Origin of the sequence: Mucilaginibacter mali (assembly GCF_013283875.1) — a bacterium.
Taxonomy (GTDB): domain Bacteria; phylum Bacteroidota; class Bacteroidia; order Sphingobacteriales; family Sphingobacteriaceae; genus Mucilaginibacter; species Mucilaginibacter mali.
Window position 1 is genome coordinate 712,289 of the sequence record NZ_CP054139.1, and the last position, 23,631, is coordinate 735,919.

Genomic DNA, 23,631 nt, shown 5'->3' on the forward strand with positions numbered 1-23,631 from the left:
TGTCATTGCGAGCGATAGCGCGGCAATCTCGTAGTGTGACACTCAAACCGCAAAATTGCCGCGTATCGCTTGCTCAAACTCGGGCTGTTCTCCGAAAGTGCGAGGACGGAAAAGGCCAATTATAGGATTTATAAAATAATATTGGGGGTACAAAAATTAATTCGTAGTTTAAGTCAACCGACCAGTTTACATACTAAAATTGCCGGAGTTAATTGAGTTTTTACTGCTATTTTTAATACTGTTGAAGCTGTTTCGGACTTTCCAAATTAGCAAATTCTTAACACCATGAGTGTTCCTATTACTATTGTGTGTTTTTATCAGTTTGTTTGATATAAAATCATTTATTCTATTCAATTATAAGTCTTCTTACTTGATGTTTAAAGAAGTATGACTCATACTACTTCTGTTATCATCAGTCTTTTCTTTTTAAAATAATTGAATTATATGCATAAACAAATAAAAGTAATTATCACAACAGATGCTTGTGATAACTGTCATGCCATTAAGGGCAAATATGAAAATGGGAATTTACATATTGTTATCACATATATCGGTGATTTAATTTATATTATTATAGATAACCCTTTTAGTGTTGGTGATGTTGAAAGATGCCTTAACCTACTACGTGAAAAATTATATATTTACGAAAGGTTGATCTTGAAAAAAAATGTGATGACTGATTACAATCATGCTCCAACACATTCTTTTTTTGGCGGATTAATAAAAGGGAATTTTAATAAATGTTTTACGGCAATACATTATTACATAACTTATTCATTAAATAGATGGAATTAATCTTTTAGATCTTTTTAATAAACTCGCTAACTATCTTACGAGATCGCCGCGTCGCGCTTTCGCTCAGGCCCGACCTGGCTCAATGACAAACTGGTAAAAGCGCAGCGCCCCGAAAACATTCGTTTTCGGGGCGCTGCGCTTTTATATCTTCCGGACTTCCGGTCTTCACCGACTTCCGGACTATTCATTTACCAAATCCTAATCCTATCCTCCGGCTTTTTGTAAAGCTTGTTGGTAGGTTTAATATCAAAGGCATTGTACCAGGCATCAATATTGGTCAACGGCAAGTTACCACGCGCTTGTGCAGGCGAGTGTGGATCGGTTTGGATGGCGGTTTGGGCAGCCTCGGGGCGTTGCGAACCGCGCCATACCTGCGCCCACGACATAAAGAAGCGCTGATCTGGTGTAAAGCCGTCTATCTTGGTATTGCTCTGGCCTTCTTTGGTTTTTTTGAAAGCGGCGTAAGCCACGTTCAAACCACCAAGGTCGGCAATGTTTTCTCCTTGAGTAAGCGCCCCGTTAACATGGATACTATCTAAAATAGTGAAAGCGTTGTATTGTTCAACTACTTTATTGGCACGGGCGGTAAACTTGGCAGCATCGTCTTTGGTCCACCAGTCGCGCAGGGCGCCGTCAAAATCGTACTGGCGGCCCTGGTCGTCAAAACCGTGGGTCATTTCGTGGCCGATAACGGCACCTATGCCGCCATAGTTCATCGCATCATCGGCATCAAAATCAAAAAATGGCGGCTGCAGGATGCCGGCCGGGAAGGTGATCTCGTTGCGGTTAGGGCTGTATGAAGCATTTACCGTAGGTGGGGTCATCCCCATGCGTGTTTTGTCAACAGGTTTGCCTAAGTGGCCAATGCTTTCGTTATAACGGTACATGGCAATGCGGCGCAGGTTACCATAGTAATCGTTTTTGTTAATGGTAAGGCCATCGTAGGTTTGCCATTTATCAGGATAAGCTATCTTAACCGAAAAGTTAGCCAGTTTCTTCAGGGCGCGGGCTTTAGTTTCAGCGCTCATCCAGTCAAGGCCTTGTATGCGTTCGCCTAAAGCTATCTTCAGGTTATTCACCAGGTTTACCATATAAGTTTTAGCTGCCTGCGGGAAGTATTTTTCTACATAAAGCTGGCCCAGCAAATCGGGCAGGCTGCCATCAACCAGGCTGGCCATGCGCTCTTTACGCGGAGTTTGCACCTGCTGGCCGCTCAGCGCGCTGTTATAAGCAAAGCTGGCTTTTACAAATGGCGAGCTTAACGAGCCAGACGCGCCACGAAGTAAATGCCATTTCAGGTACACCTGCCAGTCGCTTACCGGTACTGCGCTCAGCAAGCTATCAACACACTTTACCATTTTAGGCTGCGATACCAGCATACTGTCCTGCCCGGTTATTTTAGATGCGGCCAGTATCTCCCTGAAATTAAAGTGGGTGAAGTTTTTGCTGAAGTCGTCGATATTTACTTTGTTGTAATTGCCGTTAGGGTCGCGCATTTGCACACGGCTTTTTTGCGACATGGCCATTTGCTTTTCGATAGCGAAGATGGTTTCGGCATCTTTTTTAGCCTCAACTTCGCTGGTACCGGTCAGCATAAAAATATCGGCGATATACTTTTTGTAAGCTGCTTGTATTTTCAGGCTGCGCGGATCGTTCTTCAGGTAGTTATCACGGTCGGGCAAGCTTGTGCCGCCAGCGCCCGCGTTAACAATATAAGTATCGGGGTGCTTTGAATCGGTACCTACGCCAACGCTAAACAGGCCGGCCTGTAAGCCATTCACACGCTCGTAATTTACTTCGTTGATAATACCCGCAGGAGTTTTGATCTGGCCAATGCGTTCCAGATCGGCGCGGATAGGGGCGTAACCGCGCTTCTCGATAGACATGCTATCCATAGCGCTGGCGTAAAGGTCGCCCACGCGTTGTTTGGCGCTGCCCGGCTTTTGTCCCGGTTTTCCGGCATCAACCAAAATGCTTTGCACTTTTTTGTTATTCTCGTCGCGCAGGATGTTGAAGGTACCCCAGCGGGTTTCTTTAGCGGGGATCGGATTATCCTTTATCCAGTTGCCATTGGCATATTGGTAAAAGTCGTTACCGGGAGGCACGGTTTTATCCATATTCTTCTCCACGATGTATTTGCCCGCAATAGATTTAGGCGAATCGTGCTGGGCCAGCGCCGCGGTTGTGGCCAGGCACAGGCTGCTAATAGTTAGTAAAGATTTTAATTCCATAATCGATCAGGTAATTCTTTAAAAAGTAAAGCTAATGTTTTTATGGCATCCGCTGCAAGTGGTTTGGGCTTGTATGCAGTGTATTATTTCTGATATATCAATGATTGTTGTCTGAACCTTGATTAAACAGATTAACCCGATGCCAGGATTGTTAAAAATCTTGTTATCCTATAAATCCGTTTAATCAAGGTTCAGACAATAAAAAAGAGGCTGTATCATAAATCATGGTATGGCCTCTTTTTTATTTGTGCATAATTTATTGGAATAAAGAGGGGTATTTATTTGATATAATAATCTGATTTTCATATATTTATGTATCGAAAGTAGCGTAGTATGTCCTCTAAAAGACCTGTATTCAAGCCCTACCAGCAACGGCAGTTGATGGCTATTCCTCCGACACTTGACGAATTAGTTCCGGCATCGCACCCGGTGCGTGTAGTTAACGATGTGATCGACAGGCTCTATCTGGAACCATTGCTGAAAGCTTATCATATCCGCGGGAGTTCAAGCTATCACCCGCAAATGTTGTTAAAGGTGCTGGTATATGGGTATGTAACCAACACCTACTCCAGCCGAAAGCTGGCAGCAGCCTGCCGGGAAAGCGTTTACCTGATGTGGCTGAGTTCGATGAACTATCCTGATCATAATACGATCAACCGTTTCCGGGGCGTACGTTTGAAGCATGCGCTGCGTGATGTGTTCGAAGATGTGGTGAAACTTTTGGCAGAGGAAGGCCTGCTCAGTATTGAAGAAGTGAATACGGACGGGACAAAGATAGAGGCGAATGCAAACCGGTATACCTTTGTCTGGAAGAAAGCGATTCAGACCAATAAGGAAAAGATGAAAAAGCAGCTGTCAGAGATATGGGACTATGCCCAAAGCGTAGCAAAAGAAGAAGACAGGCTGCCTGATCCGCCTGACTTTACTGTTATTGACAGTGAAAAGGTCAATGCCGCAGTAGATAAACTCAATGAGAAGCTTTCCTCGCGTGAGGATGTTTCCAAACAGGTCAAAAGCAAGCTGCGGTATATCAGCAAACATTACCCGCAGGCCATTGCCCGCTATGGGCAGCAGGAAGCTCTGCTGGGTGAACGCAACAGCTATTCCAAGACCGATACGGATGCCACATTCATGCGGATGAAGGAAGACCACATGAAAAACGGCCAGTTAAAACCGGGGTATAATGTTCAGATATCCACATCCAACCAGTTCATTGTCAATTACACCATTCACTCCAACACCACAGACACCAATACATTAAGTGCTCATTTAGCGCAGCATGAAGTCAGCTTTGGCAAAGCACCGCAAGTGCTTACAGCCGATGCCGGATATGGCTCCGAGGAGAACTACACGCGGTTGGAACAAAAAGGAACAATCGCCTTTGTAAAGTATGGGATGTTCGATAAGGAACAAAATGAGAATCACAACAACAAGCACCCTTTTGCAGCAAATAAGCTTTTTTACAACCAGGAGAAAGATTGTTACATCTGCCCGATGGGCCAGCAAATGAATTTCATCGGAACAAGTAAAAGAAAAACAAGCACGGAGTTTGAACAAACGGTAAAAAGATACCAGGCAGTTAACTGCGCTAACTGTCCGCTGAACGGTATTTGCCATAAATCAAAAGGGAATCGGATCATTGAAATCAATGAAAACCTGAACCGCCTGAAACAAAAGGCGCACGAGCTGTTAAACAGTGAAGAAGGCATACAACGGCGAAAGAAACGCTGCTTTGATGTAGAACCTGTATTTGGTAATATTAAGCAGAACCATGGCTTTAAACGGTTTATGCTCCGCGGCAAGGAAAAAGTAGAAATAGAATGGGGTTTAGTTGCAATCGCACAAAATCTAAGGAAAAAAGCGGCTTAAATGAGTCGTTTTACCACTCAGGTTCGCCCAAGAAAGCTACCCCCTCCCCCTCAAAAAATTCCATAGAAACTCAATACCAAATTCAGCTATTAGGCTAAAAAAATAAAGACCGCATCATTTGATTTATGATACGGCCTCTACAGTATAATATTTAAAGATCAGCCTAACCTCTGATTAGGCCAATCATTAATCTCCAACTACAAGTGTATACACTCGCCGTACGCATCAGCGGCGGCTTCCATCAGGGCCTCGCTCATGGTTGGGTGCGGGTGTACGGTTTTGATGATCTCGTGGCCGGTAGTTTCCAGCTTGCGGGCGGCAACTACTTCGGCAATCATTTCGGTTACGTTGTGGCCCAGCATATGCGCGCCAAGGAACTCGCCGTATTTGGCATCGAAGATCACTTTAACAAAACCATCTTTGGCACCAGCGGCGCTGGCTTTGCCCGATGCCGAGAACGGGAACTTACCAATTTTAATCTCGTAACCGGCTTCTTTAGCTGCTTTTTCGGTATAACCTACCGATGCGATCTCTGGCAGGCAATAAGTACAGCCCGGGATGTTGTTGTAGTTGATCGGCTCCGGGTGATGCCCCGCGATCTTTTCAACACAGGTAATAGCTTCGGCTGATGCTACGTGAGCTAAAGCCTGGCCTTTAACAATATCGCCGATGGCGTAAACGCCTTCAACGTTGGTGCGGTAGTAGTCATCAACCAATACTTTGCCCTTGTCGGTCTTCACACCAGTTTCTTCAAGGCCAATGCCTTCTAAGTTGGTTGCGATACCTACAGCGGATAGTACGATCTCGGCTTCCAGTACTTCAACGCCGGTGGCTGTTTTAACGCTTACCTTGCACAGCTCGCCGCTGGTATCAACCGATTCAACTGTAGAACTGGTCATGATATTCATGCCCTGTTTTTTCAGGATACGGCCCAGCTGTTTCGAGATCTCTTCGTCCTCAAGCGGAACGATGTTATCCATAAACTCAACCACGGTAACTTTTGTACCGATAGAATTGTAGAAATAAGCAAACTCGATACCGATAGCGCCCGAACCTACTACAACCATTGATTTTGGCTGTTTAGGCAATACCATGGCCTGGCGGTAACCGATCACCTTTTTGCCGTCCTGTTTAAGGTTTGGCAATTCGCGACTGCGGCCGCCGGTAGCTAATATAATATGTTTGGCGGTATAAACTTTGGCAGTGCCTTCGTTGCTAACTTCAACCTGGCCTTTGCCTTTAAGCTTACCGAAACCTACCAAAACATCAATTTTATTCTTCTTCATCAGGAACTGAACACCCTTGCTCATACCGTCGGCTACGCCGCGGCTCCTTTTTACTACGGCTTCAAAATCAATTTCGCCGCCGTTAACCTTAATGCCGTAATCGGCAGCATGGTTTAGATATTCAAATACCTGGGCGCTTTTTAACAGCGCTTTGGTTGGGATACAACCCCAGTTAAGGCAAATACCGCCAAGCGATTCTTTTTCAACTATCGCGGTTTTTAAACCCAGTTGGGAAGCGCGTATGGCAGCAACATATCCGCCCGGGCCCGACCCTATAACAATTACATCGTAATCCATAGTATTGGTATAAATATGCTTTTTTGAATTTGAGCCAAAGCTATAAAAAAACCACGGAATGAAAAATTAGTATTAGTTGTGCCCTTAAGATATTGCAGGTGGATGGCATTTAATGCTTACGCAAGTTTCTTGTTACAATATGACAAATATGTAGGTAGCGTTAATAAAAGATATGCTTGTTAATAATTAGTTAACAATGCCATTTAACTGTTTACTTACATTTGTCTGTAAAAACATTTTTAATAATTAAAACAGACAAAAACATGAGGAAGCATTTACTCATTTTATTTCTTGCAGTTTTTAGTATTACGGGTTTTACCTTAGCGCAAGGCACTAAGGTAGTAACAGGTAAATTACTTGATGCACAGACAAAAGAGCCGCTTATTGGCGCAACCGTTAACATTAAAGGCACTACTAAAGCAACTTCAGTTGCGCTGGACGGTTCCTTTAAGATCAGCGTACCGGCTGATGGCAGTACTACACTGGTGTTAAGCTATATTGGTTATGTAACTAAAGAGATTGAAGCTTCGGGCAAGGCACTGGGTACAATAACACTAGATCAGTCTTCGGCTGCGATGAAGGAGGTTGTGATTACCGGTACGCAATCTATAGCTATTGGCAGGCAAACCCCTATCGCGGTATCGGCAGTTAATGCCCAGTATATCGAAGAAAAAGGTGCGGGTGCGGAGTTCCCCGAGCTTTTACAGGAGACGCCAGGCGTAACTGTATCACGTTCTGGCGGCGGCTACGGCGATTCACGTATCAATATACGTGGTTTTAGCAGTAACAACGTGGCTTTGTTAATAAACGGTATCCCTGTTAATGATGTGGAGGCCGGTAAAATTTACTGGAACGACTGGGCAGGCTTGTCGGATGTTACCACTTCAATGCAGGTACAGCGCGGTTTAGGCGCTTCTAAGATCCCTGTTCCTTCGCTTGGTGGTACCATTAATATCACCACCATGGGTACACAAACCCAAACCGGTGGTTCTGTAGCGCAATCTATTGGTAGTTATGACCAGCTAAAGACCGTAGTTTCCTATTCGACCGGTTTAAGTGATAAAGGATGGTCTTCATCATTCCTGTTGTCTAAAAGCACAGGTACATCACCAGGCGGCGAAGCTTTATATTATACTGGCTATAGCTACTTTCTTAACATATCTAAGGTGTTAAGTAAAACACAATCGCTATCATTTAACTTCCTGGGTGCAGCACAAAGCCATGCGCAGCGTTATACTTACAATACCATCAATACTTACCGTATGGAAGGTACCAGGTTTAATACAGACTATGGTTACTACGGTGGCCAGTTGTTAAGCGCCGAGCAAAACTTCTACAATAAACCATTAGCATCTATCAACCACGACTGGCAAATTAACCCTACTACTTCGTTAGCTACCGTTGCTTATGCAACTTATGGCGCGGGCGCGGCAAGATATGTAAACTCGCTGACCGGTGTACCGAGAATAGGAAACCAATATTCTCCTATCGATTTCAACGCTATCAGCAAAAACAATTTGGCCAATGCGGATGGTTCATCTAAAAACTATTTCCAGGATGTAGAGAACGATCATCAGCAGTATGGCATATTAAGCACATTGAATAAAAAAATTGGCAATTATGTTAACATAGTTGGCGGTTTAGACCTGCGTTACTATAGGGGCGAACACTTTTACAAGGTACATGATTTGTTAGGCGGTTCGTACATTATCGATACCCGCAACAACAGCAGGACCAGCCCTTCCGGCGATATCAATAACCCAAACAAACAGGTAGTTGAAGGCGATAAATTCAATAACGATTACTTGTTAGAGACAGCTTCTGAAGGCATTTACCTGCAATCGGAATACACTAAAAATAATTTATCGGCATTTGTTGCCGTAGCGGGTACAAATACCGGTAACAGAAGGACAGATTACTTTAACTACCTTGCAAGCGATCCAAACCGTACTTCCAAATGGATAAACTTTTTAGGTTACCAGGCAAAAGGCGGCGCCAATTATAACCTGGATGCGCACAACAACGTTTATGCTAACGTTGGTTACCTGGTAAGGTCGCCACTGGTAGCTACTATTTTCCTTAACAAACAGAATGATGTTAACCCATCTGCAAAACCTGAAAAGTTAATGAGCTATGAATTAGGTTATGGTTATGTGAGCCCGATGTTCAGCGCTAACGTGAACCTGTACCGCTCAACTTATAAAGACAGGGCTAAGATTACTTCCAACCCCAACCCCAATAATGATGGCACTATAGCAGTGGCAAACATTTCAGGCATCAACGAGTTACACCAGGGTATCGAATTTGAAGGTAAGTTCCGTCCGTCGAAAGATGTTACTTTCAGCGGTAGTTTCTCTGTTGGCGATTTCCACTACCTGTCAAATACAGGCGCAGTACAAATTACAAGCGATGCGCCAGGTTCCAGCACAACTACCCAGCCTTCGTTATTGCTGAAAGACCTTAAAATTGGTGAGTTTGGTTCGAATGCTACCGGCGCGCAAACTACGGCTGCGTTTGGCGCGGATATTACCGTATTGCCAAAGGTAAAAATAGGTGGTAATTATACTTACTACGCCCGTTACTACGGCTCATACGATCCTACAAAGATTACAGCGACAGGTTATAGTGTATATAATATCCCCGACTACGGCACACTGAACATGAACTTGGTATTCCGCTTTAAATTTGCAGGTTTGGATGCTTCATTTATTGGCAATGTTTATAACGTGCTTAATACACAGTACATCGCAGACGCCTATGACACCGGCATACCGGGAGCCGTTGGCGGAGTAATAGCCGATTCGCCTGTAGCGCAGTTGAACCGGATGAATGTATGGTATGGTGCCAACAGGTACTATATGACAACCCTGAAAATTAAATTTTAAGAATTACTGATATGAAAAGAATATATTATTTCGTAGCATTTGTAAGCGCTGTTGCAGCATTTACTGCCTGTAAACCGTTGAACAAAACTTATGATACATTAGGCGATGTACCAGGGCCGGCCGCGCCAACTATGCCATACACACTGACATCTGCCGAGTATAAGCTTTTAAACAAAGGCGCGGGCGCATATACCTCGCTGTATTTTAAAAGTGCAGATACAGCAAAAGCCCAGATACCAACCATACTGGCATCAAGGTTTGCTACTTATCCTGTAAAAACGACAGTTTCGGTTACTTACAATTCGATCCCGGTAACTATAAAGCTGGCCGATTCGACCTTAGCTACCACCGCCATAACCTTACAAACAACGCCAACAAGCGATTACAGATGGACAGCGTTTACTTATAATGGCCTTTCCATTTCGGCTAACAACTTTGATGACCTTTCTGCTACTGCCGTTATCAATTGGCTGAGGTATAAAAATCAAACCCCACCTGCCGAGAACTCGTTACGCGTGTTAACCTACCTGTATTTCGAATCGAATGTTACCGCATCTTCAGGTACGTTGCAAACCGATGCCTTCCTGTATACTGCTGCTAACGACTGGCAAAAGATATACCGTGTGAGCAACGCGCAGTATGCTTCTGTTAATCGCGGCAACAATAACGCGTTTGTTTCATCTGATGCTGCCAACCTGCCAACTTATTTCAATAATTTCCTTAAGGCAGATGCAACTACTTTCGCGTCTGCAAAGGTTGGTAACGTAATTTATGTTAACTACAAATATCAAACAAGCGCTACTGTTTCTTATCAAAGGGTATTGCCATTAATGTTTGATGGTACCAACTGGACCACCGCGCCTATCCCTGTAACGTTATCATTTGTAAAAACAACTACCGGCTGGGTTGCCGATAATACAGTGAACTATAAATTAACCACTGCCGATTATCAGTATATTAAAACAATGCCGACCACAGTTAACATACAAACCGCGTTGGATAACGTAGCCCAGTTTGGCGATTATAACGTTAGCGTGCCGGTTTCGCCAACTACAGGCTGGACGGATGCGCAAGTGAATGCCTCGCTTATTTTGATCATGGCCAAAAATTTCACTAAGCCAGAACTTAACCAGGTATATAACATTACATATGTAGCTTACAATGGCTCTACATTTAATGCTACCAAGAAATTTGTGTACGATGGCACTACGTTTGTATATAAACCATAACTATTAGGCAATAAATATCATTTAATTGTAAATCAATCCCCGTCATTTGGAAAAAATGACGGGGATTTTTTTTGAACGCCGCAAAATAATGTGATGTTTTAATAAGCTTTTGCGCCTAAATATTTCATTTTGTTCTCTGTGATTAGGGATAAAGCAAATTTTGTTTCGTTATAATGTTAAGTTATGAGCAATAGGTTGTAAGATACGAGAGCATGTTAACAATATCTTAACATGGAGTATTGCCCTATTACCTATCTTTGTAACAAAATTTAAACAAAAACCCCAAACAAGTATGAGGAAGCATTTACTTTTTCTAATCATTGCTCTTTTTACTACCGTTGCAACCTTTGCACAGGTTACAACCAGTAGTTTGTCTGGTACCATCAAGGATGCTAAGGGTACAACCCTGCCTGGTGCTACCGTAAAGGCAACCCACGTTCCTTCAGGAACGGTTTACTCAACATCTACCAACGCCAATGGCCTGTATACGATCCCCGGTATGCGTATTGGCGGCCCGTACAAGGTTGAGATCAGTTTTATAGGTTATAAACCTAACGCTTACGAAGGTATTATCCTGCAATTAGGCCAAACCTTTATTTTGAACACCGTATTAGCCGAAACAGGTATCGACCTGAAAGAGGTGAAGGTAACATCTACCAAGGTAATTAATAACGGTAAACTTGGTGCAAGTACCAACATTAACAGGGCGCAAATTGCCGCATTGCCTACTATCAACCGTAGCATTGTTGATTTCACCCGTTTAACACCACAATCAACTGGTACTAGCTTTGCAGGTCGCGACAACCGTTTAAACAACACCACTGTTGACGGTGCCAACCTGAACAACACCTTTGGCACATCGCAAGATCCGCTGCCTGGTGGTGGCGCCCAGCCAATCTCTATCGAAGCTTATGATGAGATCTCGGTAAACATCGCCCCCTTCGACGTTAGGCAGGCTGGCTTTACCGGTGCCGGTATTTACGCTACAACCAAAAGCGGTACCAACACCTTCCATGGTTCGGCTTACACTTACTATAAAGATCAATCTTTCAATGGTAACTACATTGGCGATAATTACATCGGTAATAACGTAGCTAAATCAAAAACCAATACTTATGGTTTTACCATAGGTGGCCCTATCATTAAAAACAAATTATTCTTCTTTGGTAACTACGAGCAGGAGAAATCAACCACTCCTGGTATTGCTTATTCGCCAACCGGCGGTTCGGGTACAGGCCAGGTTACCCCTGCAACTGTTACCGAGTTAACCAACGTGCAAAAGTACTTAGCCGGTAAAGGTTATGAAACCGGAGGCTTTGATAACTTCCCCGCATTTCAGCCAAAAAACAAGAAGTTCCTGGCTAAATTAGACTGGAACATCAACGACAAAAACAAACTGACCGTTAAATACAGCTACCTGAACGCTACCAGCGATCAGCCTGTAAACTCTACTTCAATTGCTAACGGTGGTTCGTTTACTTCGTTCAATGCTACTACCGGTGTTGCGGCATCAAGCCGTACCAACCTGCCAAACGGCCGTTACAGCGCGCAATCTATCGCGTTCCAAAACTCTAACTATGGCTTTAAAAATCTGGTAACTACCGGTACTGCCGAGTTGAACACCCGTTTTAACTCAAGCATGAGCAACCAGTTGTTAGTAGCTTTTAAACGTTACGATAACCCGCGTACTTTTAATGGTTCTGTATTCCCAACCATCGATATTTTCAATGGCGCCAACAGTAACTACATTACTGCCGGTATGGATCCGTTTACCAATAACAACGAGGTTATTGATAACTCTACCAGCTTAACAGATAACTTTACCTACTACGCCGGCAAGCACACACTTACCGCAGGTATCAACTACGAATTCCAAAAGGTAGGTAATGCGTTTATGCCTGGCTCAAACAGCCATTACATCTACAATTCGCTGGATGATTTCCTGACTGATAAGGCCCCTATCTATTACTCTTATACTTACTCGTTATTACCGGGTGTAAGCAAAGTGTTTTCGGCTAACCTGAAAATTGGCCAGATAAGCGCTTACGTGCAAGACGAATACAACGTAAACCCTAACTTTAAATTAACCTACGGTATCCGTGTTGATAAACCACAATACCTGGAAGATCCGGTTGAAAACCCTCAGGTAACTGCTTTATTGTTGCCAGATCAGAACGGTAACTTAAAATCATACAATGGTGGTAAATTCCCTAAAACAAGGTTTATCTTCTCTCCACGTATCGGTTTCCGTTTAAGCATGCTTGACGATAACTCGTTAGTATTACGCGGTGGTATCGGTATCTTCACCGGTCGTATCCCGTATGTATCGTTAACCAACGCGCCAAGCAACAGCGGTATGTACCAGTTTGGTGGTATAGCTACAGCCGCTCAGTTAGCTACTATTAAATTTAACGCCGATCCGGCTGCATATGCTTCATTATTCCCGCAAACAGCAGGTACCGCTATCCAGCCAAATACAGCTTTGTTAGATCCTAACTACAAATTCCCGCAGGTATTCCGTACCGATTTTGCTGCCGAGAAAAACCTGGGCAATGGCTGGTCGGCTAACTTCGAGGCCTTGTATACTAAAGATATCAACGCTACCAAAGTACGTAACGCCAACCTTAAAGCGCCAACCGGCACTATTAATGAAGGTGACCTGACACGTGTACGTTACGTGGGTACAGGTACTAACAATGCCGTACAAGCTATAGACAGGGCTATTTACCCAAGCTTAAGCTCGGTGATCATTCTTGAAAATACTAACAAAGGTTATTCAGCAGCGTTTACCGGTCAGTTAAACAAATCGTTTAATAACGGCTTGAGCGCAAGTTTAGCTTATACTTACACTGTGTCTAAAGAGGTTACGCCAAACGTTGGTTCAACTGCTACTTCGGTATGGCAAAGTAACTTTAACGTAGGTACATCAAATGATGTTGAACTGCGCAACTCAAGCTATTATGTACCTCACCGTATAGTAGCTAACGCCAGCTATAAATTTAACTATCTGAACCACGCTGCTACTACTATTGGTTTATTTTTACAAGGCCAGGCTGGTAGTACTACGCCAAGCACTACTCCGCTTAGCTATACTTACGGTACTGATATCAACGGCGATGGTAACGCGTCTGACCTGATGTATATCCCAAAAAGGGCAAGCGAGTTGAACATTACTCAGTACACTGCTACTGTAAACGGTGTAACTTATACTTATACTGTACAACAACAGCAAGCCGCTTTAGAGCAGTTTATTAACAACAGCCCTTACCTGCGTAAACACAGGGGCGAGTTTGCCGACAGGAATGCTGCATTCCTGCCATGGTATACCCGTGTTGATCTGAACATCCTGCAAGATTTTTACATCAATACAGGCAACAATCACAAACACACTTTACAGTTTAGCGCCGTAGTTCAAAACTTACCTAACTTGCTTAACAAATACTGGGGTATCCAAAAGATTGTAACCACTACAACTCCGCTTACAACAGCTATTGATGCTACCACCGGCCTGCCTACTTACAACGTAAGGCAGCTGAATGGTAAACTGGTTAATACACCTTTCCAGGATGCAACAACTGCTACTACCTGGAGCATATTAATTGGTGCTAAGTATATTTTCTAATCAGGTAAAAGGTAATTGAAAAATTTAAAAAAGATGAAAATGAAAAAATATATAAGCGCAGTATTAATTGGTTTACTTGCCATCGGTACTTTCTCGTGCACAAAAAAGGCCGACGTTGTAGGTATCGAGGCTAAATTGCCACCGGTGCAGCTCAGCAGCCTTGGTTTGCAAAGCACTGCTCCGTTCAGTACTTCAAGTGTTATACAATTGTCGTTTGGTGCTACTTTAACAAAATTAACACCCGGCGCGTTCGACCTTGAGATCTACGATAACACTACCAGTACGGCTTTAACCGCTGCTACTTTAGTACAAACCGTGCATTTTAACTCATGGTCTGGTTTCGATTCAACTACCCCCGCCACCACTCCGGCTTCAACCCCGGTAGGTACACAGGGTACTATATCGTTTATTAATGCTACCACCACATACCCAAATACATTGGTATACAATGGTACCATATTACTTAAGCTGAACAAACTGACAGCAGGTAAAATTTACACCCTTAAGGCTTATGCCCGCACAAGCGATGGCCAGGTATCTAACTTTACCGTTAGCAAAATGATAGCTGTTAACTAATAACCGCTAAGCATAAAAACGAACGAGGCCGTATCATAAATCAAATGATGCGGTCTTTATTTTTTTAGCCTAATAGCTGAATTTGGTATTGAGTTTCTATGGAATTTTTTGAGGGGGAGGGGGTAGCTTTCTTGGGCGAACCTGAGTGGTAAAACGACTCATTTAAGCCGCTTTTTTCCTTAGATTTTGTGCGATTGCAACTAAACCCCATTCTATTTCTACTTTTTCCTTGCCGCGGAGCATAAACCGTTTAAAGCCATGGTTCTGCTTAATATTACCAAATACAGGTTCTACATCAAAGCAGCGTTTCTTTCGCCGTTGTATGCCTTCTTCACTGTTTAACAGCTCGTGCGCCTTTTGTTTCAGGCGGTTCAGGTTTTCATTGATTTCAATGATCCGATTCCCTTTTGATTTATGGCAAATACCGTTCAGCGGACAGTTAGCGCAGTTAACTGCCTGGTATCTTTTTACCGTTTGTTCAAACTCCGTGCTTGTTTTTCTTTTACTTGTTCCGATGAAATTCATTTGCTGGCCCATCGGGCAGATGTAACAATCTTTCTCCTGGTTGTAAAAAAGCTTATTTGCTGCAAAAGGGTGCTTGTTGTTGTGATTCTCATTTTGTTCCTTATCGAACATCCCATACTTTACAAAGGCGATTGTTCCTTTTTGTTCCAACCGCGTGTAGTTCTCCTCGGAGCCATATCCGGCATCGGCTGTAAGCACTTGCGGTGCTTTGCCAAAGCTGACTTCATGCTGCGCTAAATGAGCACTTAATGTATTGGTGTCTGTGGTGTTGGAGTGAATGGTGTAATTGACAATGAACTGGTTGGATGTGGATATCTGAACATTATACCCCGGTTTTAACTGGCCGTTTTTCATGTGGTCTTCCTTCATCCGCATGAATGTGGCATCCGTATCGGTCTTGGAATAGCTGTTGCGTTCACCCAGCAGAGCTTCCTGCTGCTCATAGCGGGCAATGGCCTGCGGGTAATGTTTGCTGATATACCGCAGCTTGCTTTTGACCTGTTTGGAAACATCCTCACGCGAGGAAAGCTTCTCATTGAGTTTATCTACTGCGGCATTGACCTTTTCACTGTCAATAACAGTAAAGTCAGGCGGATCAGGCAGCCTGTCTTCTTCTTTTGCTACGCTTTGGGCATAGTCCCATATCTCTGACAGCTGCTTTTTCATCTTTTCCTTATTGGTCTGAATCGCTTTCTTCCAGACAAAGGTATACCGGTTTGCATTCGCCTCTATCTTTGTCCCGTCCGTATTCACTTCTTCAATACTGAGCAGGCCTTCCTCTGCCAAAAGTTTCACCACATCTTCGAACACATCACGCAGCGCATGCTTCAAACGTACGCCCCGGAAACGGTTGATCGTATTATGATCAGGATAGTTCATCGAACTCAGCCACATCAGGTAAACGCTTTCCCGGCAGGCTGCTGCCAGCTTTCGGCTGGAGTAGGTGTTGGTTACATACCCATATACCAGCACCTTTAACAACATTTGCGGGTGATAGCTTGAACTCCCGCGGATATGATAAGCTTTCAGCAATGGTTCCAGATAGAGCCTGTCGATCACATCGTTAACTACACGCACCGGGTGCGATGCCGGAACTAATTCGTCAAGTGTTGGAGGAATAGCCATCAACTGCCGTTGCTGGTAGGGCTTGAATACAGGTCTTTTAGAGGACATACTACGCTACTTTCGATACATAAATATATGAAAATCAGATTATTATATCAAATAAATACCCCTCTTTATTCCAATAAATTATGCACAAATAAAAAAGAGGCCATACCATGATTTATGATACAGCCTCGTTTTGTTTACAAGGATAGTACATAAGTAAACGGCCTGTTTGCATTGCAAACAGGCCGTTTATATAAAAGGATGACGAACCTTAATTAATACACAAACTCTCCAAACTCCGAACGTACAGTTACCTGTTTGCTTTCGGCAGCCTCAACCCGGCCGATAATCTGCGCGTCTACATTAAAGCTTTTTGAGATAGCGATCAGGTCGGTAGCAATGGATTCGGGCACATAAAGTTCCATGCGGTGGCCCATATTAAATACCTTGTACATTTCCTGCCAGCTGGTGCCCGATTCTTCATGGATCAGTTTAAAAAGCGGTGGCACAGGGAAAAGATTATCCTTTATTACATGCACGTTATTGATAAAGTGTAGCACCTTGGTTTGCGCGCCGCCACTGCAATGCACCATGCCATGTATCTGCGGGCGGTATTTATCCAGTATTTGTTTGATGATAGGCGCATAGGTGCGGGTAGGGGATAGCACCAGTTTACCGGCAGTGATGCTTTGCCCCTTGCCGATATCTATCATATCCGTTAACTGCTTGCTGCCCGAGAATACCAAATCCTGCGGAACGGCAGGGTCAAAACTTTCGGGGTAACTGCTGGCTACCGATTTGTTAAATACATCGTGACGGGCGGATGTTAATCCGTTAGAGCCCATGCCGCCGTTGTATTCGGTCTCGTAAGTGGCTTGTCCGTATGATGCCAGGCCGACGATGACATCGCCGGGTTGGATAGTATGGTTTGATATCACCTCATCGCGGCGCATGCGGCAGGTAACGGTCGAATCGACGATCACCGTGCGCACCAAATCGCCTACATCAGCAGTTTCGCCACCGGTTGAGTAGATGCCAATGCCCGCCGCGCGAAGATCGGCCAGTACTTCCTCTGTTCCGTTGATGATGGCAGCTATTACCTCTCCGGTTATCAGGTTTTTGTTGCGGCCAATGGTTGATGATAAAAGGATATTATCGGTAGCGCCTACGCAAAGCAGGTCGTCAAGGTTCATGATCACGGCGTCCTGCGCTATACCTCTCCATACAGAAAGGTCGCCGGTTTGCTTCCAGTAGCTGTAGGCTAAGGATGATTTGGTACCAGCCCCATCGGCGTGCATAATGTTGCACCACTCCGGGTCGTTACTTAAAATATCGGGAATAATTTTGCAGAAAGCTTGCGGGAAAATGCCCTTATCGATGTTTTTGATGGCATTGTGCACATCATCTTTTGATGCGGATACACCCCGCTGATCGTACCTTTGCGAAGAAGTCATGGGCAAATATACGTATCGGTTACGTAAGATTTGATGATAAAGCACACAAAGGCTTGCGGCACCTTATTTACGATAAACGCCTGCCGCGATGAAATCGCCAAAAAATAACTTTCTTTCAATTTCGTTGTAGCCCTTCACAGCGAAATATGCAGCCATATCAGGCAGCTCGGCCGTCTCCACACAACCTAGCAGCCTGAAGAAAAAATACATGCTTTTAAGTAAAGGTTTCTGCCACCATTTGCCGTTAAGCTGGAAATCGGTATTCAGCCAAAGGCAGCCGGGTTTTAGCAACGCATCCATAGCGGCAAATACTTTTATAAAATTTACAGGTGATAAACTATCCAGCAAAAAAGGCGAGATCACTACATCAAATTCCTGCGTTAAACCAGCATCTTCAACAGGTTGATTTATGTACGATACCTTATTGCCCGCCGTGTTTCGCTTTTTAGCCAGTGCCATCATTTTTTCAGATAATTCAACGTAGGCGATCTGCAGGCCGGATGGATGTATCCGGGCAATTGCTTCCAGCAGCATCCCGCTGCCGCCTCCCGCTATCAGCACATTTGAATTTTGTGGTATGGTATGCAGAAAATGCGTTTGTGCTTGGATTAGCGCCTTGCCATAAACCACCCGCGAAAGGCGGTCGTAAAACCAGGCGGCGTTATCGTAGTTAGAGGGCAATTTATTTAAAGATGAAGTTAAAGGCCACCAGTACTACATATTGTACTATCAGCACGCCATCCATATACAGGAAGTAGTAATACTCGTTCTTCTCCCATTTAGAGCGGAAGATGAGCCAGCCGGTAAGGAACATGGTTGAAGTAAGCGCCCAAAAATCAATCGAAAAGCCATTGTTGCGAAAAAGAAATAACAGCACCACGTAGCCTGCCAATAAAGCCTGGCAAAACAGGTAGGCGTTTTTTTCGCCAAAAGCAACGGGGATGGTTTTTAGGCCCGTCTTTTTATCATGAAACAGGTCGCGGATATCAAACGGAACTGTCAGCGCGCCGATGAATAGAAAACGCTTGGCTATCAGGATGGTGGTATCCCGCATAGAAACATCTGTTAAATGCAGATCTTTTGCTTCAAGCACCGGCAGCAACACGCAGCTCAGTGTCCATACCAGCGTAATGAGGAATGGCTTTAAACCGGGTACATTCCGCAGACTAAATTTTTGTTCGCCAATGGTGAAAAGTGGTATGCTGTACCCCACGCAGAGCACCGACATAAATACCAGGAGCAGCCTCGATTCGATAGATATTAACAGGAACAGCGGGATCAATATCAATATCGATACGATGGTAAAGGTGACCATTAACCGGTGGTGGGCGTAAAACCACCGCACCCTGCGAAACGGCGACTTAAGTGGCTGCTGTGGCTTACTAACCAGTACACTAAAGTTATACTCGACCAGCGTAGCGGTAAATAAAATGCCCAACACCGCGTAAACCGGTTTTGAACCGATAAGATGAAAGGTAACCAGCGCCTGCGCCACACCACACAAGGCCATGAAAACATTGCTGAACAATATAAAATCAAGAACCGAGTAATACAGTTTTTTCATTTAAACGATAAAATGCAAAGCCGGCGGCCTGCTTTAGGTATTATGTAAGAGATGGATCGGTGCCCGATCTCAGCGTAAATATCGTAATCTCCGGCAATATTCCAATCCTGCCCGGGTAGCCTACGTAGCCAAAGCCTACGTTTACGTATATCTGTTGGTGTGCTTCGCGGTACAGGCCTGCCCATTCTTCGTATAAATATTCGATAGGGCTCCATTGAAAGTAGCCTGTTTGTACCCCAAACTGCATGCCGTGCGTATGCCCGGCAAAAACAGCGTCTATCTGCGGGTATTTAGGCAGTACTTCGGCCCGCCAGTGAGATGGGTCGTGAGAGAGCAGGAGTTTTACGGGTAGGTCACCGGTGTTTTTAGTAGCCAGGTCCATACGGCCATATTTAGGGAAGCGGCTCAGCACCCCCCAGTTTTCTATACCGACGATGCCTATTTCTTCGCCCTCCACCTTTAAGCGTCGGTTCTCGTTCAGCAGCAGATCCCAACCGTAGCTATGATGCAGTTTGATCATGGCATCGCGGTTTTCCTGCCGTGGCTTACCAGTCAGTTGCGAATAATCACCATAATCGTGGTTACCAAAGCAAGAGAATACGCCCAGCGGGGCTTTTATCGGCGTAAAACAATCATACACCCATTCAATATCGGTTGCCACATCGTTCACCAGATCGCCGGTGAAGAATATCATATCGGGCTTTTCTTTCATCAGCATATCAACACCACCACGAATACGTATACGGTCGCGTTTGTGATAGCTGCCCGAGTGGATATCGGAGATCTGCCCCAATGTTAGTCCGTCAAATTTTTTAGGCAGATTGGGCAGGTAAAGGTTTACGCGCTTTAATTGATAATCGAACACGCCAACGCGTGATACCACACCTGCGCCCAAGCCTATTACCGGTACCGAAGTGGCCATAATACCGGCTTTCATTAAAAATGATGAACGGGTGATCTGTATTGGCTCTGTTTCTTCTTTTTTATCTTCTGCCTTTAGTTTGGCCGCTTCTTTTGTCTTTCTCTTTTTTATGATATAGCGGCGCACATCATCGATGATCATAAACGGCAAAAAGCAGAGCTTGGCTACCTGCGTAACAAAAAAGAACATCAGGAACGCCGCCCTTACGCCTACGCCAAGTTTAAAGTAAACGCAGCACAGCAAACCAAAAACCATACCCGCGCAAAAGATCCAGTAAAAAATGTTAAAGCCTTTTTTGCGGATGATAGCCCAATTGGCGAGTGCCGCGCGCAAACCATGCAGCAGGTAAGCATCAATGGTTAACAGTACCGCGGCGATGAAAAAAACGAAGAGTAGGCTATGCATTAATTGGCCCCCTCCAAACCTCCCCCAGCAGGGGAGGCTTTTTTAGAAAGTACTATAATAAGCCCCTCTCCAAAGGAGAGGGGTTGGGGTGAGGCCTGTATATTAATACCTGTCATCATTCAAGTCCAGATCATCGTCGTCATCGGGTTGCAAGTTAAACAAACTGTCAAACATATCCGAAAAAGCGAAGCCATTATCCAGGAAACCTTTATTCAACTGCGAGAACTCGGCAAGGCCGTGCAGTACAAACTCCATCAATAATAGTTGCTGGTTCTCGCTCAGTTGCGGATGGAAGGTTTTTACCAATTCCTTTAATCCGGTAACCGAGTTCAGCGCTTCTTTATATTCGCGGGCGGGCATACCATCTATCAAAGCCAAATTATTGGCATCGCTAAACCAGGCAATAATAGATGCGTATGGATTACCCTTTTTAGATTTTTTAGCTTTTTCCGGATCGGGGAAAAATTGCAGCATCAGGTTTTTGATGGCCTTGCCCAACAGAATATTGGCCACTTTTGCCGGGCCTTCCAGTTCGCCTTCGTAAACCAATTCTATTTTACCGGTAATGGCCGGGATAACGCCTAAAAAGTCGGAGATGCGGACGAATGTATTCTTCTCGCCGTTGATGATCATACGGCGTTCGGCATTGCTGATCAGGTTCTCGAAGGCCGAGATGGTCAATCGAGCCGATACCCCCGATTTTTTATCGATATATTCCGAATTACGCGCCTCGAAGGCGATCTGCTCTACCAGGTCTTTCACCAGGCCATCGGCTTCTATATTTTTACGCTGTTCGGGTGTTAATGATGCTTCTTGTTGGGTGATCTTGCGCGATATCTCTACCGAGCGCGGGTAGTGGGTTAAGATCTGGCTTTCGATACGGTCTTTCAACGGCGTAACTATCGAACCACGGTTAGTATAATCCTCGGGGTTGGCGGTAAACACAAACTGGATATCCAACGGCAGGCGCAGCTTAAAACCGCGGATCTGAATATCCTTTTCCTGCAAAATGTTAAACAGGGATACCTGTATACGGGCCTGTAGGTCGGGCAATTCGTTTATTACAAATATGCCGCGGTGCGCGCGTGGGATCAGGCCGAAGTGCAGCACGCGTTCGTCTGAATAAGTCAGCTTTAAAGTAGCTGCTTTGATGGGGTCAACATCGCCGATCAGGTCGGCAACGGTAACATCAGGCGTGGCCAGTTTTTCGGTATAGCGTTCGCTACGGTGTATCCAGGCAATGGGCGTATTATCGCCGTGGATCTCAATTTGGTTATGACCATACCAACTGATCGGGGCCAGCGGATCATCATATAATTCCGAACCCTCAATATAAGGCACATATTCGTCCAGCAGGTTCACCAGTAAGCGGGCAATACGGGTTTTTGCCTGCCCCCGTAAACCCAGCAGCAATATATTATGGCGCGACAGGATAGCCGTTTGCAGATCGGGAATGACGGTATCCTCGTAACCCACAATGCCCTCAAACCCGCCCTCGTGTTTTTGCAATTGCTTGATCAGGTTCTCGCGTAACTCATCCTTAACCGAGCGGCTTTTATAATCGGTTTGCTTTAACTCGCCTAATGTTTTTATGTTCAATTTACTCATTTCATTCGTTTGATTTCACCGATTACTTTTTGATTTCACCGATTCATTTCTTCATTTGCACATCTGCATATCCAGGCATCTGCACATTAACTCCCCCTTTAGGGGGCCGGGGGCCTACCTTACCGTCTTCCTCCGGTTTTTAATATAATCCTCAAAAATATACTCACCCAAACCCGTTAGCGAACTATAGAATGCCCGTCCGCCGTTAGTTTCGGTGAACTTGCGGACAAACTGTTGCAGGTAGGGGTCCTTCGCTATCATAAACGTGGTGATTGGTATCTTCAATCGCTTACACTGCGCGGCCATGTTCAGGGTTTTGTTCACCACTTTACGATCGAGCCCGATACTGTTTTTATAATACTTGGTGCCTTCCTTTAAGCAGGTGGGTTTGCCATCGGTTATCATAAATATCTGCTTGTTATGCGTTTTACGGCGGCGAAGCAGATCGGTAGCCAGTTCAAGCCCGGCATAGGTATTGGTATGGTAGGGGCCAACCTGCAGGTAGGGTAGGTCCTGTAGCGCGATAGGCCAGGCATCATTACCAAACACCACAATATCCAGCGTATCCTTAGGGTATTTGGTGCGAATGAGTTCGGCCAGTGCCATCGCCACCTTTTTGGCAGGGGTAATACGGTCTTCGCCGTACAGGATCATGGAGTGCGAGATATCGATCATCAACACGGTAGAGGTCAATGTCTTAAAATCCATCTCCTCAACCTCCAGGTCTTTTTCGGTCATCATAAAATCGCCGATGCCGTGGTTCACCTGCGCGTTGTGGATAGATTGCGTCATATCTATCTGATCCAAACTATCGCCAAACTGGAACTCCCGGCGTTCGGCGTTCTTTTCGTCGCCTTGTCCCGATTGTGGCGAGCGGTGGTTACCGCGCCCCGATTTTTTCAACTTGCCGAAGATCTCCTCCAGCGCCGATTGACGGATGCTTTGCTCCGTTTTAGCCGTAATGCTGAAGTTGCCGCTCTGGTTATCCTCGTTCAGGTAACCGCGCTGTTTCAGCTCGTCAATAAAATCACCCATGCCATAATCGTCATTGGTGAGGTTGTATTGCTTATCCAGCTCGTTCATCCAGGCCAAAGCTTCGCCCGCGTCGCCGGCTGTATAGTTAAGCAACTCTAAAAATAACTTCAGTAATTCATCAAACCCGCCCTTTTGAACCTGGCGGGGAGTAAATTTGGAAAATCCAAAACCGCGCATAATTGCCCTTTCTTGTATAAAGGAACGGATATTTTTACTGA

At 44.8% G+C, this 23,631-nt stretch carries 15 protein-coding genes; 6 read left to right on the forward strand and 9 right to left on the reverse strand.

Annotated elements, in window-relative coordinates; genetic code table 11:
* Window positions 1-444 precede the first annotated feature (444 nt).
* Complete coding sequence (locus HQ865_RS03125) at window positions 445-795, forward strand: hypothetical protein (RefSeq protein ID WP_173413491.1); 351 nt, start codon at window positions 445-447, stop codon at window positions 793-795.
* Window positions 796-983: 188 nt separating this feature from the next.
* On the opposite strand, the gene HQ865_RS03130 is transcribed toward HQ865_RS03125, so the two are convergent.
* Window positions 984-3,026, reverse strand: a complete 2,043-nt coding sequence (locus HQ865_RS03130) for a M13 family metallopeptidase (RefSeq protein WP_173413492.1) — start codon at window positions 3,024-3,026, stop codon at window positions 984-986.
* A 333-nt stretch (window positions 3,027-3,359) separates the two neighbouring features.
* Between HQ865_RS03130 and HQ865_RS03135 the strand changes: the two genes are divergently transcribed.
* On the forward strand, window positions 3,360-4,895 hold the full coding sequence (locus tag HQ865_RS03135; RefSeq protein WP_173413493.1) for an IS1182 family transposase: 1,536 nt from the start codon (window positions 3,360-3,362) through the stop codon (window positions 4,893-4,895).
* Window positions 4,896-5,092: 197 nt separating this feature from the next.
* Here the strand turns inward: HQ865_RS03135 and lpdA are convergent, their stop codons facing one another.
* Entirely contained in the window at window positions 5,093-6,478 is a 1,386-nt protein-coding gene (gene lpdA, locus HQ865_RS03140; protein WP_173413494.1) for a dihydrolipoyl dehydrogenase, read from the reverse strand.
* 263 nt (window positions 6,479-6,741) lie between these two features.
* Between lpdA and HQ865_RS03145 the strand changes: the two genes are divergently transcribed.
* The 4 genes from HQ865_RS03145 (at window position 6,742) to HQ865_RS03160 (ending at window position 14,790) form a co-directional block, all read left to right on the forward strand.
* Window positions 6,742-9,363, forward strand: a complete 2,622-nt coding sequence (locus HQ865_RS03145) for a TonB-dependent receptor (RefSeq protein ID WP_173413495.1) — start codon at window positions 6,742-6,744, stop codon at window positions 9,361-9,363.
* A gap of 11 nt (window positions 9,364-9,374) precedes the next feature.
* Window positions 9,375-10,592, forward strand: a complete 1,218-nt coding sequence (locus HQ865_RS03150) for a hypothetical protein (protein WP_173413496.1) — start codon at window positions 9,375-9,377, stop codon at window positions 10,590-10,592.
* A gap of 292 nt (window positions 10,593-10,884) precedes the next feature.
* The gene (locus HQ865_RS03155; RefSeq protein ID WP_173413497.1) at window positions 10,885-14,214 is read left to right on the forward strand and encodes a TonB-dependent receptor; all 3,330 of its coding nucleotides are present in this window, start codon (window positions 10,885-10,887) and stop codon (window positions 14,212-14,214) included.
* A 39-nt stretch (window positions 14,215-14,253) separates the two neighbouring features.
* Window positions 14,254-14,790, forward strand: a complete 537-nt coding sequence (locus tag HQ865_RS03160) for a hypothetical protein (RefSeq protein ID WP_173413498.1) — start codon at window positions 14,254-14,256, stop codon at window positions 14,788-14,790.
* Window positions 14,791-14,952: 162 nt separating this feature from the next.
* Here the strand turns inward: HQ865_RS03160 and HQ865_RS03165 are convergent, their stop codons facing one another.
* The 7 genes from HQ865_RS03165 to HQ865_RS03195 all read right to left on the reverse strand — a co-directional run bounded on the left by HQ865_RS03165 (window position 14,953) and on the right by HQ865_RS03195 (window position 23,590).
* Window positions 14,953-16,488, reverse strand: a complete 1,536-nt coding sequence (locus HQ865_RS03165; protein WP_173412997.1) for an IS1182 family transposase — start codon at window positions 16,486-16,488, stop codon at window positions 14,953-14,955.
* Between the two features lie 212 nt (window positions 16,489-16,700).
* Complete coding sequence (locus HQ865_RS03170; RefSeq protein ID WP_173413499.1) at window positions 16,701-17,879, reverse strand: AIR synthase related protein; 1,179 nt, start codon at window positions 17,877-17,879, stop codon at window positions 16,701-16,703.
* A 63-nt stretch (window positions 17,880-17,942) separates the two neighbouring features.
* Complete coding sequence (locus tag HQ865_RS03175) at window positions 17,943-18,560, reverse strand: class I SAM-dependent methyltransferase (RefSeq protein ID WP_173413500.1); 618 nt, start codon at window positions 18,558-18,560, stop codon at window positions 17,943-17,945.
* 1 nt (window position 18,561) lies between these two features.
* The gene (locus tag HQ865_RS03180; RefSeq protein WP_237073733.1) at window positions 18,562-19,443 is read right to left on the reverse strand and encodes a UbiA prenyltransferase family protein; all 882 of its coding nucleotides are present in this window, start codon (window positions 19,441-19,443) and stop codon (window positions 18,562-18,564) included.
* Window positions 19,444-19,483: 40 nt separating this feature from the next.
* The gene (locus HQ865_RS03185; RefSeq protein WP_173413501.1) at window positions 19,484-20,770 is read right to left on the reverse strand and encodes a metallophosphoesterase; all 1,287 of its coding nucleotides are present in this window, start codon (window positions 20,768-20,770) and stop codon (window positions 19,484-19,486) included.
* A 102-nt stretch (window positions 20,771-20,872) separates the two neighbouring features.
* Window positions 20,873-22,378, reverse strand: coding sequence for a sigma 54-interacting transcriptional regulator (locus tag HQ865_RS03190; protein ID WP_173413502.1), 1,506 nt, complete (start codon window positions 22,376-22,378; stop codon window positions 20,873-20,875).
* A 114-nt stretch (window positions 22,379-22,492) separates the two neighbouring features.
* On the reverse strand, window positions 22,493-23,590 hold the full coding sequence (locus HQ865_RS03195; RefSeq protein WP_173413503.1) for a vWA domain-containing protein: 1,098 nt from the start codon (window positions 23,588-23,590) through the stop codon (window positions 22,493-22,495).
* Window positions 23,591-23,631 lie beyond the last annotated feature (41 nt).

Excerpts from the sequence above, each read along its gene's own strand:
- HQ865_RS03125 (WP_173413491.1), top strand. The coding sequence starts at position 445 with ATGCATAAACAAATAAAAGTAATTATCACAACAGATGCTTGTGATAAC.
- HQ865_RS03130 (WP_173413492.1), bottom strand. The coding sequence starts at position 3,026 with ATGGAATTAAAATCTTTACTAACTATTAGCAGCCTGTGCCTGGCCACA.
- HQ865_RS03135 (WP_173413493.1), top strand. The coding sequence starts at position 3,360 with ATGTCCTCTAAAAGACCTGTATTCAAGCCCTACCAGCAACGGCAGTTG.
- lpdA (WP_173413494.1), bottom strand. The coding sequence starts at position 6,478 with ATGGATTACGATGTAATTGTTATAGGGTCGGGCCCGGGCGGATATGTT.
- HQ865_RS03145 (WP_173413495.1), top strand. The coding sequence starts at position 6,742 with ATGAGGAAGCATTTACTCATTTTATTTCTTGCAGTTTTTAGTATTACG.
- HQ865_RS03150 (WP_173413496.1), top strand. The coding sequence starts at position 9,375 with ATGAAAAGAATATATTATTTCGTAGCATTTGTAAGCGCTGTTGCAGCA.
- HQ865_RS03155 (WP_173413497.1), top strand. The coding sequence starts at position 10,885 with ATGAGGAAGCATTTACTTTTTCTAATCATTGCTCTTTTTACTACCGTT.
- HQ865_RS03160 (WP_173413498.1), top strand. The coding sequence starts at position 14,254 with ATGAAAAAATATATAAGCGCAGTATTAATTGGTTTACTTGCCATCGGT.
- HQ865_RS03165 (WP_173412997.1), bottom strand. The coding sequence starts at position 16,488 with ATGTCCTCTAAAAGACCTGTATTCAAGCCCTACCAGCAACGGCAGTTG.
- HQ865_RS03170 (WP_173413499.1), bottom strand. The coding sequence starts at position 17,879 with ATGACTTCTTCGCAAAGGTACGATCAGCGGGGTGTATCCGCATCAAAA.
- HQ865_RS03180 (WP_237073733.1), bottom strand. The coding sequence starts at position 19,443 with ATGAAAAAACTGTATTACTCGGTTCTTGATTTTATATTGTTCAGCAAT.
- HQ865_RS03185 (WP_173413501.1), bottom strand. The coding sequence starts at position 20,770 with ATGCATAGCCTACTCTTCGTTTTTTTCATCGCCGCGGTACTGTTAACC.
- HQ865_RS03190 (WP_173413502.1), bottom strand. The coding sequence starts at position 22,378 with ATGAGTAAATTGAACATAAAAACATTAGGCGAGTTAAAGCAAACCGAT.
- HQ865_RS03195 (WP_173413503.1), bottom strand. The coding sequence starts at position 23,590 with ATGCGCGGTTTTGGATTTTCCAAATTTACTCCCCGCCAGGTTCAAAAG.